We start from the raw sequence: 15,362 nt of genomic DNA, 5'->3' as shown, positions 1-15,362 counted from the left end.
GCTGATGAAAGATATCTAATATTACATTATAGAGCGTGTCAGCTACCGCCGCAAATCAGCTCCCACTCCTCCCGCAATATTCCGTATCTGATTGAATCATAATAGACTCCGTCATAATATCTGACTTTGCGAATCCGGCCTTCCATCTTAAACCCCGCTTTTTCGGCGCACCTCATCATCCGCCTGTTGCCGGACCACGTCGTCATTCCGATTCTCGGCACATCGACGTTTTCAAATAGGAAGCCGACCCATAATTCTACGGCTTCCGTGCCGTAACCTCCGTTCCAGAACCGCGGATCATAGATGCCGATCCCGCATTCCAGCCAGCGTGTCGGCCGGCACTCCCAATAGTAAGAAACGGTTCCTTTCAGCTCTCCTTCGATCTCAATCGCCAAATAGCGCGGCGGTTTTTCTTTTAAAGCCGGCACAAAAGAGTCGAGAAAATATTGAAACGGTTCGGGCTGAAGCGGAAAATAAGGGGCATCCCATTTTTTCCATTCAGGGTTTCGGGTTCCGTAAATCATTCTCCATAATCCGGGCAGGTCATCCATTGTGATCGTGCGCAGCTTTACTTTTTCACCATTGATGGATGCCAAACTTTTCTCCTCCTATGCTTTGAAAATATCACTCAATATTTCTCTTCATCATCTTTCTGTATTCAACAGGCGAAATCCCTTCTATTTGTTTAAACAGCTTTGAGAAATAAGTCGGATCATCGATTCCGACTTGTTCGGCAATCGATGACATTTTGTCGTTTGTCGAAGAAAGGAGCCGCTTCGCTTCAAAAACCTTCGCCTTATTGGCGTATTGGCCCGGTGTGATGCCGAACGCCTTTTGCATGCAGCGGGTAATGTAGTCCTGGTGATAGTGAAGGGCAGCCGAGAGCTGCTCCATGCTGAGCTTCTCCTTATAGTGGCGGTCGATGTAATGCTGCGCTTCGGATGCCACACGCTCACTCGCCGAAGGAATGTGGAACGCCTCCTTCTGCAGGTGAATCAGCAGCTCTTCGAACAAGAGCTGCTTCCGAAGAGGCAGGTCGGAATTTTGGGCGGAATCGTCAATCAAACGTCTAAACTGCTGTTCAATAAACGCTTTTTGGTCGATCTTTCCCTTTCTCGGAATCTTTAAATGATATAATGTCGGCGTTTCAAACGTCCCCTTCTTCAGCTTGAGCTCGGTCCAGTTCTCACCTCCCTGCTGTGCAAAGCCATAAGACGGCTCCTGAAAGTGCAGCCAAAAATAGCGGGTATCGTCTTGACAGCCTTGGTGTCCATAATGCTCAAGCCCCGGTACAAGGATGATATATTCCCCTTCCCGGATCTGATGGGGGTCGCCGTCCTCAGTCAAAAATAGTTCCCCCTGTATTACATATAAGAGATCAAACACGGAATATTCACGCCTCACATGCTTTTCCCCTTTTTTGAACAGTCCTTCTCCGCCGGTAATCAACACAGGGAGCGGCGGAATTGTAAAGATGATATGTTCCATGTTCTCTCCCCTTTTCATCAAGTCGTATTTCTCCAAGAAGTATCGGTTTCGTCTCTTCTTATTATAAGAAAATGGCGTTACACTATAAAACGGATTTTTTAAAAGAAAGGGGTCAAACGCCATGAAAAAAACAGCACCTCAAAACCTCTCTTTATTCGCATTGACCTGGCCTATATTTATCGAGGTTTCATTATATATGTTAATGGGCAACGCAGATACCCTGATGCTCAGCCAATATTCCGATGACAGCGTGGCAGCCGTCGGCGTCAGCAACCAAATGCTGAACTTGATCATTGTGATGTTCGGTTTTATCGCCACAGGAACAACCGTTATTATTTCTCAATTTTTAGGAGCGCGGCAAAAAGCCGAAGCGATGGAAGTCGGCTATGTTTCTATCAGCGCCAATTTTATCATCAGTCTATTCATCAGCGCGGTGATTTATATATTTGCCAAACCGCTTTTATTGATGATGGGCCTGTCCGCCAACCTGCTGGCCGAGGCCGGCATCTTTCTCCAGATCGTCGGCGGACTGTCCTTTATTCAAGCGCTCATTATGACGTTCAGCGCCATTTTGAAAAGCTACGGGCATACAAAGGACACAATGGTTGTAACCATCGGCATGAATATCCTGAACATCGCCGGCAACTATCTTGTCATATTCGGGCCGTTCGGCTTTCCGGTTTTAGGCGTGGCCGGCGTAGCAATGTCCACTTCGATCGCGCGCATCATCGGCCTGTTCGCGATCGCTCTGCTCGTCAAAAAGCGCGTCGGCATGCCGATGTTGTCCAAACGGCTGTTTGTCTTAAAGAAAAGCCATCTGAAAAAACTGCTGAAAATCGGGATACCTTCAGCAGGGGAGCAGCTTTCGTATAACGCGTCACAGATGATTGTCACCTATTTTATCACGCTGATGGGCGCGCAGGCGCTGACGACAAAGGTCTATACCCAAAATTTGATGATGTTCATCATGCTTTTCGGCACAGCGATCAGCCAGGGAACGCAAATCTTAATCGGACGCCATATCGGCGCGAAACAATTTGATGAAGCGTACAGCCGCTGTCTGAAGAGCCTCTGGTGGGCTCTGGCCATTACAACATTTACTTCCGTTCTCTTCGCTGTGTTTTCCAAACAGCTGATCGGCATTTTCAGCAGCAATCCCGATATTATCGCAACGGCCAGTATACTGATCCTTTTGACGATTATCCTGGAGCCTGGCCGCTCGTTTAACGTGGTCATCATTAATTCTCTCAGAGCTGCTGGAGACGCGAAATATCCGGTTTATATGGCAATTGTCTCAATGTGGGGAATCGGCCTTCCGATCGCTTATATTTTCGGCATTCAGCTCGGATTCGGCCTGGCGGGAATATGGTTTTCCTTCATCGCCGACGAGTGGGTCAGGGGAATTTTGATGTACAGAAGATGGAGATCTAAAATGTGGCTACAAAAAGGCTTTGCGGCATAACCTGCTTTCAACTGAAAGCAGGTTTTTTCATGTCATAAAACATCACAAGGATTTCATTCTGTGAATACAAACCTCTCTGATAATAGGTCTAATAGATTAATTTTTTTGAAAATTCGTATTGATTTTCAATTTAATATTACGTATGATAATAAACATAACAATACACGTAATAAAACCTTACACCAAAAGGAGGATTTACATTGTGAAAAAAATCGAAACGATTATACGCCCTGAACAGTTTCCCCGCCTCCGCAAAAAGCTTGAAGAGGTTGGCATAAACGGATTAACGGTCTCAGAGGTTGCCGGCTGCGGGCAACAACGCGGGAAACAGGCTTTGTTTCGCGGCACCTCCTACGAAATCAAGCTGCTGCCTAAAGTGAAAGTCGAAATGGTGATTGAATCGGAGAGCATTGATGAAATTATCCAAATCATCGAAAGCACATGTTCGACAAATACGGTTGGCGACGGAAAAATCTTTGTGCTCCCGATTGAAAATGCGGTTCGAATCCGGACAGGGGAATCCGGAAAAGAAGCGATTGTGTAAAACGACCGGCTCCATCCCGCCTCTTTTTGCCGATACTTTAAGAAAGGATGATTCTTATGAAAACCAAGGTATCTTTCGTCCTGTTCCTCAGTTTTTTCCTCGCAGCATCAACTCTGGCCGCAGAACCGACGGCGCAATCGGTCAATGATTCGGTCAACATGACATGGGTGGCCATCGGCACTCTGCTCGTCTTTTTTATGCACGCCGGTTTCGCGATGGTTGAATCTGGCTTTACGAGAGTTAAAAACACGTTAAACATTTTAATGAAAAACTTTCTGACGGTCTCTATCGGCTCCATCCTTTATTTCTTCGCCGGATACGCGTTGATGTTCGGGGACAGCGCCGGCGGGTTCATCGGCACAAGCGGTTTTGCTTTAGCAGGTGATGAAGATGTCGGATTTTTCGTCTTTCAGGCCGTGTTTGCCGCTACGTGCGCGACCATTATTTCCGGCGCTGTCGCTGAACGGATGAAGCTTGGCAGCTATATGATTTTGACGCTGTTTATGACCGGTCTCATCTACCCGGTTGTCGGCCATTGGACTTGGGGGGAAGGCTGGCTGTATGACCTCGGATTTGTTGATTTTGCCGGATCTGCGATCGTTCACACGACAGGTGCTGCGGGCGCGGTTGCGGCTGTCATCTTTCTCGGGCCGCGGATTGGAAAATATGCAAACGGAAAGGTCAATGCCATTCCAGGACACAGCATTCCGCTGGGCGCACTCGGCGTCTTTATCCTGTGGTTCGGCTGGTTTGGGTTCAACGGCGGAAGCACGCTTGCGGCTGATCCCGCCGCCGTCCCGCATGTCATCACCACAACCCTTTTAGCCGCGTCGGGCGGAGTCGTCAGCTCGGCGCTGTTCACTTATTTCCGCTACGGCAGGATCGACCCTTCCCTGACGCTGAACGGCGCGCTTGGCGGCCTTGTCGGAATTACCGCGGGCGCGGACGGCGTTTCATTTACAGGCGCGATATTAATCGGATGCATCGCAGGTGTCATTTTAGTTGTCGGCGTTCAGTTTATCGATCAGGTGCTGAAGCTTGACGATCCCGTCGGCGCCATTGCCGTTCACGGTGTTTGCGGTGTTTGGGGGACGCTTGCAGTCGGGCTTTTCAATACATCGAGCGGTCTCTTTTACGGAGGAGGAGCCGCACAGCTCGGCATTCAAGCCGTCGGCATTTTGGCGATCGCAGCCTGGACCCTCGCTGCTACATCGGCTGTCACTGCAGTAATGAAAGCTTTCACTCCGATCCGGGTATCAAAAGAAGAGGAAATATCCGGACTCGATTATGCCGAACACGGTTCTTCGGCGTACGAGTATAAAGAAAGCTACATCGAACAGGGCGATGTTGACGTCAGCTCCGCTTTCGGAACCGATCTTGTCTCACGGCTCAACAATTTAAAGCCGGGACCGTCTTCCAAAACAGAACAGGTTTGACTCTCTTCCATCCAGTCTGCCGATCATTGAAATCAGCGGCGGTGTTCAAATAACGCCGCCGTTTCTTTTGCCAAAACGCAGAACACCCGGCTTATGCCGGGTGTTTTATGTTATTCCTCAATATCAATTCGATAATTCTCAAACCAAGTATGGATTTGGGCAAGGTGTGCGATCAACTGCGGTCCCTTCATCAATTGTCCGTACCAGGGAACTTGAAATGATGCGCCCTCCGTCTCAATCAGCCGCTTCAGTTTTTTCTTGTCTAAGAAAACATAAAGCGCCGAGTCTTTTTGCTCCAGCAATGACTCCAGCCAACGAATGACGGCTTTCGTATAAGCGGGGTGGTGCGTTTTCGGATATGGACTTTTTTTGCGATACAGAACTTCATCAGGCAAAATGCCTTCAAGAGCCTTGCGAAAGATGCCTTTTTCACGGCTGCCATGCATTTTGACATCCCACGGAATATTCCAGACATACTCGACAAGCCTGTGGTCCGCAAACGGAACCCTGACTTCGAGGCTCGCCCCCATGCTCATTCTGTCTTTTCGATCCAAGAGCGTTGTCATAAACCAGAGCATATTTAAGTAAAACAGCTCTCTCCTTCGTTTCTCCGCACCCGTTTCTCCTTCAAGCAGCGGTGTTTCTTTAACCGTTTCCTCGTATTTCGCCTTCACATATTCGCCGAGGTTCAATTTTTTCTGCCAGCCGTCCTGCAGAAGTGCGATCCGTTCTTCCATTGATCTCATCCATGGGAAACCTTTCACATCTTCTGCCGAATGGAACCAAGGGTAGCCGCCGAAAATTTCGTCCGCGCATTCCCCGGAAAGACTCACGACAAAGTCCTTTTTAATCTCGCGGCAAAACCACAGCAAAGAAGAATCGACATCAGCCATCCCCGGCAAATCACGGACCAGTACGGCTTCTTCCAAATAAGCGGCCAGCTCCTCTTGGGAAATCACGCAGTTGTGGTGAACCGTTGCGAATGCATCGGACATTTTTTTAATCCACGGGCCGTCGGCGTTTGGCTGAAATGAACTTGACGTAAAATATTGTTCATTGTCTTCATAATCGATCGAAAACGTATGAAGCGGCCCCTTCCCTTCTTCCTCAAAATGCTTGGCGGCCGTTGCGGTAATGGCGCTCGAATCAACCCCTCCTGATAAAAACGTGCAAACCGGCACATCAGACACAAGCTGCCTTGTGACGGCGTCCTGAAACAGCGACCGCACATTTTCCACCGTTTCGTCAAAGCTGTCGGTATGCTTCTCGCTTTTCACATTCCAGTAGCGCCAAACCGTTAAACCGTCTTTTGAGAAAATCATCGCATGCCCCGGGCGGATCTCTTTTATTCCTTTAAAAACACCGCTCCCCGGCGATCGCGACGGCCCGAGGCCGAAAATTTCGGCCAGCCCTGAACGGTCGACCTTTGCTTTCACTTCCGGGTGAGCGAGAATCGCTTTGATTTCAGATCCGAACAGAAATGATGAGCCCTGTTCGGTGTAAAAGAACGGTTTAACGCCGAGCCTGTCGCGTGCCGCAAAAAGAAGATCGCGCTTTTCATCCCATACCGTAAATGCAAAAATTCCGTTCAGCCTGTCGATGCATTCCTCTTTCCATTCCATGTATGAATGAAGCAAAACCTCTGTATCTGAGTGGCTCTTGAATTGATGCCCCCGCTGCCTAAGCTCTTTCCGCAAATCCTCCGTATTATAGAGTTCGCCGTTATAGCAAATCGTATAATCGTACCCTTGGTGTGTGCGGGTCATCGGCTGTCTGCCGCCTTCCAGATCCACAACTGCCAAGCGTTTATGTCCGAATAAAACATGGCGCTTTCCCCAAATATTCGTATCATCAGGTCCTCTGTTCGAAAGCGTATCAGTCATTTTCTCCATGACAGACTGCTCCTGAACAAGCGGCTTCTTAAAATCGACCCACCCCGTTATTCCACACATTGTCGATCAGCTCCAATTCTAATGTTCTTCCTCTGCTTTAGGCTTCACTTCCTTTGTCACTTTACCTATTTTATGCACCTTAAAATAATAGTTGAATTGTCCAACAGAGTCTTGTATGAGACAAGCCCGTTTTGGAAAAAACGAAATAAGAAAGGAGACCGCCCATGGACACCGAACGCCAAAAACGAATTTACGCCGAAAAGCGCAAATGGATTTACGGCAAAATTTTAATGGAAGACGGGATTTGCCTGATTGAAAACGAAGAAGGAGATTTATTTTTGGTTGAAAGCCTGAACAGTCCCGGAGTTTTCATCAGCATAGACGGAGAATGGCAAAAAGCCGAACTGTTTGATCAATTTGCCGTCACGGAAAAGCCGGAGACCGTGAAGCTGACAGGCGGAGAATCGATCCGTTATCTGAAAACGGTAAAACAGGCATTTCTCGAATTTTTGAACGATCTGGAAGACGGACAGTTCTATTCTTTTTTGGATCAGCTGAACAGCCTCGGCTTTTCCGTCTTTGACTGCGTCTTCGCCTATAACGGCTTGAGCTTTTGGCCCGGGAAAAAGGATGTGAAGGGCGTTTCGTTTTATCAGTTTTCTCATGATATGAAACAATGCGCCCTGCAGCATCATTACGAACGAAAAGAGGAATGGAAGGACAGATTCGAATGGACCGCTTCAGACGGGGAACGAATCGTGATGATTTCAACCTTCAAGCCGCCGACATAAAAAGACACCAGTTCTCATAAAGAACCGATGTCTTTTAATTAAAACACTTTAAAGCCGAGTGGAAGACGGAGCCCAAGCACAACCGTCAAGAGCAGAACGACAATAAAGCCGATCCAGATCCCGGTGGCCGCTTTTCCGTTTTTCCTGCGAATTAAAAGCATTTCCATGAATCCGATGGTGATGAGGCCGAGCAAGGCCTTCGCTATGTATTCTCCGTTCCATGCCGTGAACTTTAAAAAGAGCTGCGCCCCGGTAATGATAACGATAATATAGAATAAGCGGAGAATCATATGTGTAATTTTTGCGCCTTTGCTGTTTCCAGATGAGTAAAGTCCGTAAGCAACGAACACTAAAATGAGCGCGATCACCCAAGACGTGATATGCATATGCGTCATATTCATTTTTCCCCCTATCAAATCAGGTATCGTTCTTATCTTATCATGAACCGGTCCATTAAACAAAACAATGTGAACGCTGTCATTTCCGCAGCAAAAAAGACGCTGAGATCATTCATCAGCGCCTTTTTCATTTATTTGCGTTTGTTCTTTTTCATGCTTTTCGTTATCTGTTTCCACCGCTTTTTTTCCTGCTGCGCCGCCCGTTTATCCGTTTTTCTTTCGAGGTATTCGAGCTCTTTTTTTAATTTCAGGTAGCTTTGGAACCGGCCGGCATCGAGTCTGCCGTCAGCCAGCGCCTCCTGCACGGAGCAGCCGGGTTCTGTTTGATGCATGCAGTCTGAAAATCGGCAGTTTTTTGCAAGCTGGTCAATATCGCTGAAGCTCTGTCTGAATCCTTCTTCCGATTCCCAAAGCTCCAATGCCCGCATCCCCGGCGTATCGATTAAAAGTCCGCCTTCAGGCAGCAAGAACATTTCCCTGTGTGTCGTCGTATGCCGCCCTTTGTCGTCATCTTCACGGACGGATTGGACCGCCTGCCTGTCTTCATTCAGAAAAAAGTTGATGATCGTTGATTTGCCAACGCCTGACGACCCTAAAAGGGCGACGGTTTCTCCTTGTTTCACATACGCTTTCAACTCATCCATCCCATTGCCTTCATGAGCGCTGATGACATGAATCGGCACCCCGAATGCCACGGATTCCGCCTGGCGCACCTTTTCTTCAATCCGGTCAGCGATGTCGGCTTTGCTCAAGACAATGACGGGATTGGCTCCGCTTTCCCAAGCCAGCAGCAAATAGCGTTCGATTCTTCTCACATTAAAATCCAGACCGAGCGCATTGACGAGAAAGATCGTGTTGACGTTTGCTGCGGTGATCTGTTCCTCTGCCGGCTCCCCCGCCGCTTTGCGCGAAAATTTGCTGAACCGGGGAACGACCTCCGTGATCATCCCTTTCTTTTCGCCACCGCGTGGGCGCATATACACCCAATCGCCGACAGCGGGGTAGTCTCCGCGGCTCTCCGCTTCAAACCTCAGCCTGCCTGAGATTTCGGCCAGCCACTCTCCCTCTTCCGTCCATACCCGGTACAACCTTTTATGCTCAAGGGCGATCCTTCCTAAAATCAGACCTTCCTCGTCCTTTAAAGCTTCCATGATATATTTGATGCCTAATGCAGATAAATTCAATGTGGATTCCTCCTAAAGATCTGATGATTTTTCAAACAAAAAAAGAGCCGCAAATACACGGCTCACTCAACATATAAACACTCCATGAGCCGCTTCGACAGCCCATGGAAATATCACCAGATCCATTTGAAGAATACCAGTCGAAATATTACATGGGCTGTGCAATGATCGTTTGTTGGGCAAAAAAGACAATATCCATTCTCATCACACATCCCTCATTTCTAAAAAGTTTGACAGCTTCATTATATGCTAAAGCCAATCTTTTGACAATCCTTTATTTCACTGGATTGGAAAGCGTTTCAGCCAAAACTCTGCCTGAACCTTCCTTCGAGATCCTCCTTTATCAGGCAGGGATAACATTTCACCCAGTGTCTCAAATCATTTTACAGATCGGCTGAGCGGCTTGTCTGTCTTCCATTTCATTTTAGCCAGTGATTTTATTGAATATGAAATCACTGGTAAAAAATACAATTAAACCAACCATTAAAATCAAAAATGAAATATTAAATCCTGATTCTATAAAAAATGAATATGCGGAACTTACCGATAAAGCAATCATATAAAAAACAAATCCTACTTTTGTCGCTTTTTCAGTACTTTTCTTTTCCTTTTCCGTCATTTTTCTAAAGAACAATTTCTTTCCTCCCAAACATCAATCATTATTGATAAACAATCTGCGAGCAGCCATAACACATGTCGAAAACAGGCTGTGTACTTGCCGTTGATTCGAAAAATAGCCCCCTGGCAATCTCGCATATTTTTATAAAAGTTTTTTATTTCACTGGATTGGAAAGCGTTCCGATCGGTTCGATCGTAATGTCGACTTGATCGCCTTTTCGGAGGAACTTTGGCGGATTAAAGCCTTTGCCGACTCCTGACGGCGTACCGGTTGCGATAATATCCCCCGCTTCAAGCGTCATTCCTTTAGACAGCGTTTCGATCATGTCCGCAATCGGAAAAATCATGTCCTCTGTGCTGCCCGACTGGCGGAGTTCGCCGTTCACTCTCGTCTCAACCCTCAAGTCGCCTGCGTCTTCAATCATTGATTTATGTACAAGAAACGGCCCCATCGGGCAAGTCGTATCAAGGCTTTTGCCGATAAAAAACTGCTTGTGCCTCTTTTGCAGATCGCGCGCCGTCACATCATTGATGATCGTATAGCCGAACACATAGTCGAGGGCTTCAGCTTTCGGGATGTTCTTTCCCGTTTTGCCGATGACAACCGCGAGCTCGCCTTCATAATCGAGCGCCTCTGTCACGCCTTCGTGGGCATCAATCCCTTCCATGTGGCCGATAACCGAAGTCGGCGCTTTTGTAAACACCATGATATGTTCGGGAATATCTGCTTCACTTCCCATTTCAATCGCATGATCCCGATAATTTTTTCCGATGCAGATCACGTTTTTCCGCGGTTCGGGAATCGGCGCAAGCAAATCAACGTCTGACAGCGGATAAATATACGAACCGCTCTCTTCGCTGTTTTTCTTTTTTGACCATTCCACTAGCTGTTCGACATGGCGGACAAACTTCTCTCCCTCGCTTACGCATTCGATAAGCGTTTCAGGTATCGTTTCAAGCTCAAACAGCTTTTTTTCCGCCTTTTGCAAATCCATTATCTTCTCATCCATGACAAGCCCTACAAATGTACGGCTGTGTAGCTTTGCTGTCGCAAACTTCATAAATATTCCCCCGCAGTATGATTTAAAACTATTCTACATATTCTCTAAAAAAACGAAAATTCCTTTTCGCTTTCAGCAAACAGCTTCGAAAGTCCCGGGCGTTCCTTCCCGGAAAAGAAAATGGCGGCTCACCATGCAGTAAGCCGCTTCTCTTATTTTTTCCGGTAGATGACTTCGGTCAGATTTCCGTCAGACCATTTTGTAATGGTTTCATAGCCGCCTCGTTTATGATGGTGAGTCTTCTTGCAGCGATGATGATCGGGGCGTTTACTTCTGCATTTATCCCGTTTTTTGCAATCGTGAGGCTTTTTGCTTTTATCCGGTTTTTTACAGCCGTCAGGTTTCTTGCTTTTGTCAGGCTTTTTGCAGTCATCAGGTTTCTTGCTTTTGTCGGGTTTCTTGCAGTCATCAGGTTTCTTGCTTTTGTCGTGCTTGCTTTTATCCGGTTTTTCATGGTCGTCATGCTTCTTGCTTTTATGATGTTTTTTGCTTCTGTCCGGCTTGATCCCCCACCAAAGATCCCAAATGTTATGCGGACGCCGCTCTTTTCCCGAGCCGGCGGATTCTTCGGGTTCCCGGTCTAAATAATGGTCTCTGCCTTCGCTCTTCAGCTGATCTACCGCCTCTTTAATGTCATGATCATGGACACCACTCATCTTGTAACCTCCTGTTCTTCCTTTTTTATGTCCTGATTTATCATACGCACCGTAAAGACAAGTGTACTGAGGCAAATGACTGTTTTTGTTCAAACTTAGGCGGTCCGCTTCCGGGACTGGCTGTTTTCACATATGATATGTCAGCTGAAAAAGGAGGAAATGATGATGAGTGCCACTGCCTTGCCGGCCTTCAGGCTGCACATTCATCCGAAGCATCTGCTTGAGTTGAAAAAAGACGTCTGGAGTGATGAAGCCGTTCCGGGCATGCTCTTGACCGGTTCAGCAAAGACGCCTGTCGCAGTGTCATACAGAGGGGCCCATACCCGCAAACTGACAAAGAAGTCCTATTTCATTCAATATCCGGACAGAAAAGAAAAGGCTGAAGAAGCTGCGTTTCATTTGAACGCCGAATATCACGACCCGTCTTTCATCAGAAACAGGCTATCCTTTCATTTTTTTGAACAAATCGGCGTTCTTGCGCCAGCAGCATCGCACGCTTTCCTTTATCTCAACGAAAAAAAAGAAGGCATCTATTTAAAAATCGAATCTGTTGACGATCATTTCTTAAAGAGGAGAAATTTAGAAAGGGGGGCCATTTATTATGCCGTTGATGACGATGCTAATTTTTCTCTGCTGAGCTCCTTCGATAAAAAGGCTAAGCAAAATCTCATGCAGGGATATGAAAGAAAAACGGGGTCAAGCCGCCACGATGATTACCTCCAGGAATTTATCTACTTTATTAATACCGCCAAAGACGACATATTTGAAAAGGAAATCAAACGCTATCTCGATGTCAAACAATATTTGCTATGGCTCATCGGCGCCGTCTGCACCCAAAACTTCGACGGCTTCGTCCATAACTATGCGCTTTATTTAAACGATCGCACAAAAACGTTTCAAATTATTCCATGGGATTATGACGCGACATGGGGACGGAATATTCACGGGGAAGAAATGGAACATAACAGGATTCCGGCGAAAGGCTATAATACACTGTCTGCGAGACTGCTCGACATCCCGGCTTTTCAGTCCCAATACTTCAATTTAATGAAAAACGTCTTGCACCGCCAATTTACAATCAGCCGGCTTTCGCGGTTTGCGGTAGACTGGCATGAGACAATCGCGCCTTTTCTTGAATATGATCCTTATACAACCGTCACATACAGCCGACTCGAAGATGAGCAAAAACAAATTTTCCATTTTATCGAACAGAGGAAGCGGTTTCTGCTTTTCGAGCTTTCCCGATTATAAACGGGCGCTCTCCTTCAAAAAAAATGTCACATTTTTTGTCATATTGGCGAAAAAAATCCCTTTAACACAAAATAAGGTATACTAGCAATATCAAGGAACATCATTGCTGAATACCTGAAATCACCGACTCAAAATACAAATCGAAAGTTGGAGACTGCCATGATGAACAATAAAATTGAAGCAAAAAGACTGGCCTTATTTGAAGCTGCCGAAAAATTCGGCATCAACTCCAAAGAGGCCATTCAATGCAGTCAGGAATTGGACAACTTGCTGAACCAACGAATGCAAAAGGATGAGAACTGCGTGATACATGCGGAAGAAAGAAAAGGCCGCCATACATCATGACCTCCGACTGCAAGCTGCGCCTGATGCCCGGCCTTCCCTCTCCTCCGTTTCCTCATCCAATGATTTCAGGTCGCAGCTTTGGCTATTCGGCCATTGTTTTTTGAACATAAATCATCGTGCACACACCGTAGGCAAGAATGATCGAAGGTGTAAAGGACTCTTGATACGGAATATAAACAAACCCGTTCAAGAATAACAAAAATCCGCTGTTCAAAAAGAAATACCCTGCGATTTTGGCCAGCTTATCCTGATCCCTTACTCTTTCCCGGCGAAATCCCCGCAATATCCAAGTTTGTTTTTTTATTCCGACTGCATAGGCTGCTGAAAAGAACAGCAGGGCTGCAGCGATTGACACCAAATTCCATTGAAAATACATGTCTCCTACCCCTTCCCTTATCGCACCGTTTTTTTATTCATACGTTTTCCCCTCTGATGAGTTTCACCCGCATGTGATCAGCACTCACGAAAAAACCTCTTTTTTTATCACAAAAGCGCCTAAGCAACATAGGATATGGTGTATAGCCCATAAAAAACGTTTGATTATTTAAAGGGTGTGCCATCATGCCAGCTATTGTCGGAGCTTTTAAAGTAAATGCCGTCGGTACGAGCGGCGTTGTTCATGTCGGAGACTGCATCACGATTTCTCCTTATGCAGAAGTTAAAACTTTCGCAGGCGCCGGCAGTTTCAATACCGGAGACGGACTAAGCGTATATAACCAGAACAGCATCACCAACACATATGACAACGATATGATTGATCAGCCGATCGCAGGCAACCTGTAAGGAGGTGGGGGCATGAATTTTTATATCAACCAATCGATTCAAATCAACTATTTAAGAGTCGAAGGCATCAGCAACTCTTCCGTCTTGCAGATCGGGAGCGCGGGCTCCATTAAAACACTTTCCAACCTTTATAATACAGGGAGCTACACGGAAGCAGCCCCGCCTGTCGCCGGCGGCGGAGCTTTCCAAGATGCTTTTGAGGAGGGGCCGTCATCGACTTTCGTTCCTCTCATAGCTCCATCTGTTACAACAGGCTAAACGGGGGTGTGATCACTTATGAAGCAAAACAATCCCTCATATTCTCAAAACTGGTACAGCTATGTGCAGCAGCAGGCTGCTCTGATTGAAAATCTCGAAAGGCGAATGGCCGTATTACAGGCAGAATTGAACAACCTGAAAGAAAATCCCGGCACAAGGATTGACCGGATTGAATACAAATTTGACCAGCTGAAGATCGAGCGTCTTGAAGGAACGCTCAACATCGGGCTTAATCCGACAGATCCTGACCAGGTGGAGAACTTTGAAATCAGCCAGCAGCCGCCGGGTATCGGAATGCTGCAGCAGGAACTCGACGGCCAGCTGATGCAGCAAACGAGACAGCTCGTCGATGCCTACTTAAACGAAGAAACCCCTCGTTTGCTGGAACAGCTGGAAGACCGGTATGACAGTAAACTGGACGATACAAACCGCCACCATATCATCGAAGACATCAGAAAGCAAATCGACAGCCGCATCCGCTATTACGTCAAACATGTGCAGCCTGACGAAAACATCCAGTCCCGCGAGCATGCAGAACGGCTGGCCGATTATGTGAAGCGTGATATCGCGCGGGCAATCGAACACTTTCTCAAATCGATTCCTGACGAAATGAAAGGAAATGAAAACGAATGAATTTTACCGTTGTGAACCGCTGTTTCGATGTAGGCAATATTAATATTACCGCAGTTTCAAGCTCATCTGTTTTTTTAATCGGAGATACAGAATGCATTTCCCTGTCATCAATTTTTGATACACCGCCTGAATCTCTCATTGTCGGGCCGTTTGTCCCGCTGGCGCCGGAATCAAGATGATCAGAACGTCAAAAGTAAAGTTTATGAAAGTTCATTCAGTAGGGATCACCAGCACGCTGCAAATCGGGGATGTCGAAGAGATTATTCCTAAAGTGAAAATTCTCGCTGTTCAGCGCTACCTTTCACTTTTTTTCGGAAATGAAGGCTCATTTAATCAGGAAGATTTCCCTCTCTTTCAGCAGCCGATACCACATTTATTACCGGAAACCGGCGTCTCATCAGCTTTTTTCCATGAGGTTCCCGTCATTCGAGTCAGAGCTGTAAAAATTGCCGGGGTATCTTCTTCTTCAGTTTTTCAGGTTGGTTCGACGCGCCGCATGATTTCCGAGGCGAGAGTCAAACATATCAGAAAGCTTCCTCCTGCAAGGAACTCACAATAACCG

At 46.7% G+C, this 15,362-nt stretch carries 20 protein-coding genes; 11 read left to right on the top strand and 9 right to left on the bottom strand.

The annotated features are described in order from the left end of the window. Positions 1–38: 38 nt before the first annotated feature. Both CP943_RS06485 and CP943_RS06480 read right to left on the bottom strand, forming a co-directional pair. Positions 39–596, bottom strand: coding sequence for a GNAT family N-acetyltransferase (locus tag CP943_RS06485; RefSeq protein WP_020450889.1), 558 nt, complete (start codon positions 594–596; stop codon positions 39–41). Positions 597–624: 28 nt separating this feature from the next. Further along, a complete protein-coding gene (locus CP943_RS06480; RefSeq protein WP_023856620.1) occupies positions 625–1,488 on the bottom strand; it encodes a helix-turn-helix transcriptional regulator in 864 nt (287 codons plus the stop codon). Positions 1,489–1,609: 121 nt separating this feature from the next. Here CP943_RS06480 and CP943_RS06475 point away from each other — a divergent pair, with 121 nt between their 5' ends. The 3 genes from CP943_RS06475 (at position 1,610) to CP943_RS06465 (ending at position 4,930) form a co-directional block, all read left to right on the top strand. Continuing rightward, positions 1,610–2,950, top strand: coding sequence for an MATE family efflux transporter (locus CP943_RS06475; RefSeq protein WP_023856619.1), 1,341 nt, complete (start codon positions 1,610–1,612; stop codon positions 2,948–2,950). A gap of 202 nt (positions 2,951–3,152) precedes the next feature. After that, a complete protein-coding gene (locus CP943_RS06470; RefSeq protein WP_105980868.1) occupies positions 3,153–3,494 on the top strand; it encodes a P-II family nitrogen regulator in 342 nt (113 codons plus the stop codon). Positions 3,495–3,550: 56 nt separating this feature from the next. After that, positions 3,551–4,930: an ammonium transporter gene (locus tag CP943_RS06465; protein ID WP_105980867.1), complete on the top strand. Its 1,380-nt coding sequence runs from the start codon at positions 3,551–3,553 to the stop codon at positions 4,928–4,930. A 110-nt stretch (positions 4,931–5,040) separates the two neighbouring features. Here CP943_RS06465 and asnB read toward each other — a convergent pair whose 3' ends face one another. Next, positions 5,041–6,882, bottom strand: a complete 1,842-nt coding sequence (asnB, locus tag CP943_RS06460; protein WP_023856617.1) for an asparagine synthase (glutamine-hydrolyzing) — start codon at positions 6,880–6,882, stop codon at positions 5,041–5,043. Positions 6,883–7,046: 164 nt separating this feature from the next. Between asnB and CP943_RS06455 the strand changes: the two genes are divergently transcribed. Next, entirely contained in the window at positions 7,047–7,613 is a 567-nt protein-coding gene (locus CP943_RS06455) for a DUF2777 domain-containing protein (protein WP_020450883.1), read from the top strand. A 38-nt stretch (positions 7,614–7,651) separates the two neighbouring features. Here CP943_RS06455 and CP943_RS06450 read toward each other — a convergent pair whose 3' ends face one another. The 5 genes from CP943_RS06450 to cotG form a co-directional block, all read right to left on the bottom strand. Further along, positions 7,652–8,008: a YisL family protein gene (locus tag CP943_RS06450; RefSeq protein ID WP_011197750.1), complete on the bottom strand. Its 357-nt coding sequence runs from the start codon at positions 8,006–8,008 to the stop codon at positions 7,652–7,654. Between the two features lie 134 nt (positions 8,009–8,142). After that, complete coding sequence (rsgA, locus tag CP943_RS06445; RefSeq protein WP_026579925.1) at positions 8,143–9,195, bottom strand: ribosome small subunit-dependent GTPase A; 1,053 nt, start codon at positions 9,193–9,195, stop codon at positions 8,143–8,145. 424 nt (positions 9,196–9,619) lie between these two features. Beyond that, positions 9,620–9,829 carry a hypothetical protein gene (locus CP943_RS06440; protein WP_023856615.1) on the bottom strand — a complete coding sequence of 70 codons (210 nt, stop codon included), beginning with the start codon at positions 9,827–9,829 and terminating at the stop codon, positions 9,620–9,622. A gap of 139 nt (positions 9,830–9,968) precedes the next feature. Further along, a complete protein-coding gene (locus CP943_RS06435) occupies positions 9,969–10,874 on the bottom strand; it encodes a fumarylacetoacetate hydrolase family protein (RefSeq protein ID WP_020450879.1) in 906 nt (301 codons plus the stop codon). Positions 10,875–11,026: 152 nt separating this feature from the next. Further along, entirely contained in the window at positions 11,027–11,530 is a 504-nt protein-coding gene (cotG, locus tag CP943_RS06430) for a CotG/ExsB N-terminal domain-containing protein (protein ID WP_023856614.1), read from the bottom strand. Between the two features lie 165 nt (positions 11,531–11,695). Between cotG and CP943_RS06425 the strand changes: the two genes are divergently transcribed. Together CP943_RS06425 and CP943_RS06420 are read left to right on the top strand one after the other, a co-directional pair. Beyond that, a complete protein-coding gene (locus CP943_RS06425; RefSeq protein ID WP_025811689.1) occupies positions 11,696–12,781 on the top strand; it encodes a CotH kinase family protein in 1,086 nt (361 codons plus the stop codon). Between the two features lie 162 nt (positions 12,782–12,943). Then, positions 12,944–13,126 carry an aspartyl-phosphate phosphatase Spo0E family protein gene (locus CP943_RS06420; RefSeq protein ID WP_020450876.1) on the top strand — a complete coding sequence of 61 codons (183 nt, stop codon included), beginning with the start codon at positions 12,944–12,946 and terminating at the stop codon, positions 13,124–13,126. 82 nt (positions 13,127–13,208) lie between these two features. Here the strand turns inward: CP943_RS06420 and CP943_RS06415 are convergent, their stop codons facing one another. Next, positions 13,209–13,502 carry a DUF3784 domain-containing protein gene (locus tag CP943_RS06415; protein ID WP_020450875.1) on the bottom strand — a complete coding sequence of 98 codons (294 nt, stop codon included), beginning with the start codon at positions 13,500–13,502 and terminating at the stop codon, positions 13,209–13,211. A gap of 185 nt (positions 13,503–13,687) precedes the next feature. On the opposite strand from CP943_RS06415, the gene CP943_RS06410 reads away from it, so the two are divergent. From CP943_RS06410 to CP943_RS06390, 5 genes are read left to right on the top strand one after another with little or no spacing between them, the layout of a single operon-like run. After that, complete coding sequence (locus CP943_RS06410) at positions 13,688–13,909, top strand: spore germination protein (RefSeq protein WP_020450874.1); 222 nt, start codon at positions 13,688–13,690, stop codon at positions 13,907–13,909. Positions 13,910–13,921: 12 nt separating this feature from the next. After that, the gene (locus CP943_RS06405) at positions 13,922–14,167 is read left to right on the top strand and encodes a spore germination protein GerPB (RefSeq protein ID WP_020450873.1); all 246 of its coding nucleotides are present in this window, start codon (positions 13,922–13,924) and stop codon (positions 14,165–14,167) included. 18 nt (positions 14,168–14,185) lie between these two features. Beyond that, on the top strand, positions 14,186–14,800 hold the full coding sequence (gene gerPC / locus CP943_RS06400) for a spore germination protein GerPC (RefSeq protein WP_026579927.1): 615 nt from the start codon (positions 14,186–14,188) through the stop codon (positions 14,798–14,800). Further along, positions 14,797–14,979, top strand: a complete 183-nt coding sequence (locus CP943_RS06395; protein ID WP_003180439.1) for a hypothetical protein — start codon at positions 14,797–14,799, stop codon at positions 14,977–14,979. Before gerPC ends, CP943_RS06395 begins: the two co-directional genes overlap by 4 nt. Continuing rightward, complete coding sequence (locus CP943_RS06390) at positions 14,976–15,359, top strand: spore germination protein GerPE (protein WP_003180437.1); 384 nt, start codon at positions 14,976–14,978, stop codon at positions 15,357–15,359. Before CP943_RS06395 ends, CP943_RS06390 begins: the two co-directional genes overlap by 4 nt. Positions 15,360–15,362 lie beyond the last annotated feature (3 nt).

Origin of the sequence: Bacillus paralicheniformis (genome assembly GCF_002993925.1) — a bacterium.
Classification (GTDB): Bacteria; Bacillota; Bacilli; order Bacillales; family Bacillaceae; genus Bacillus; species Bacillus paralicheniformis.
Note: the sequence above shows the minus strand (reverse complement) of the source record. Positions and strands in the feature narration are given on the sequence as shown.

What these genes read in the sequence shown, in the direction of transcription:
- CP943_RS06465 (WP_105980867.1), top strand. Translation starts at nt 3,551, where the DNA reads ATGAAAACCAAGGTATCTTTCGTCCTGTTCCTCAGTTTTTTCCTCGCA.
- CP943_RS06390 (WP_003180437.1), top strand. Translation starts at nt 14,976, where the DNA reads ATGATCAGAACGTCAAAAGTAAAGTTTATGAAAGTTCATTCAGTAGGG.
- CP943_RS06425 (WP_025811689.1), top strand. Translation starts at nt 11,696, where the DNA reads ATGAGTGCCACTGCCTTGCCGGCCTTCAGGCTGCACATTCATCCGAAG.
- CP943_RS06395 (WP_003180439.1), top strand. Translation starts at nt 14,797, where the DNA reads ATGAATTTTACCGTTGTGAACCGCTGTTTCGATGTAGGCAATATTAAT.
- cotG (WP_023856614.1), bottom strand. Translation starts at nt 11,530, where the DNA reads ATGAGTGGTGTCCATGATCATGACATTAAAGAGGCGGTAGATCAGCTG.
- CP943_RS06410 (WP_020450874.1), top strand. Translation starts at nt 13,688, where the DNA reads ATGCCAGCTATTGTCGGAGCTTTTAAAGTAAATGCCGTCGGTACGAGC.
- CP943_RS06475 (WP_023856619.1), top strand. Translation starts at nt 1,610, where the DNA reads ATGAAAAAAACAGCACCTCAAAACCTCTCTTTATTCGCATTGACCTGG.
- CP943_RS06450 (WP_011197750.1), bottom strand. Translation starts at nt 8,008, where the DNA reads ATGACGCATATGCATATCACGTCTTGGGTGATCGCGCTCATTTTAGTG.
- CP943_RS06420 (WP_020450876.1), top strand. Translation starts at nt 12,944, where the DNA reads ATGAACAATAAAATTGAAGCAAAAAGACTGGCCTTATTTGAAGCTGCC.
- CP943_RS06405 (WP_020450873.1), top strand. Translation starts at nt 13,922, where the DNA reads ATGAATTTTTATATCAACCAATCGATTCAAATCAACTATTTAAGAGTC.
- CP943_RS06455 (WP_020450883.1), top strand. Translation starts at nt 7,047, where the DNA reads ATGGACACCGAACGCCAAAAACGAATTTACGCCGAAAAGCGCAAATGG.
- asnB (WP_023856617.1), bottom strand. Translation starts at nt 6,882, where the DNA reads ATGTGTGGAATAACGGGGTGGGTCGATTTTAAGAAGCCGCTTGTTCAG.
- gerPC (WP_026579927.1), top strand. Translation starts at nt 14,186, where the DNA reads ATGAAGCAAAACAATCCCTCATATTCTCAAAACTGGTACAGCTATGTG.
- CP943_RS06480 (WP_023856620.1), bottom strand. Translation starts at nt 1,488, where the DNA reads ATGGAACATATCATCTTTACAATTCCGCCGCTCCCTGTGTTGATTACC.
- CP943_RS06415 (WP_020450875.1), bottom strand. Translation starts at nt 13,502, where the DNA reads ATGTATTTTCAATGGAATTTGGTGTCAATCGCTGCAGCCCTGCTGTTC.
- CP943_RS06435 (WP_020450879.1), bottom strand. Translation starts at nt 10,874, where the DNA reads ATGAAGTTTGCGACAGCAAAGCTACACAGCCGTACATTTGTAGGGCTT.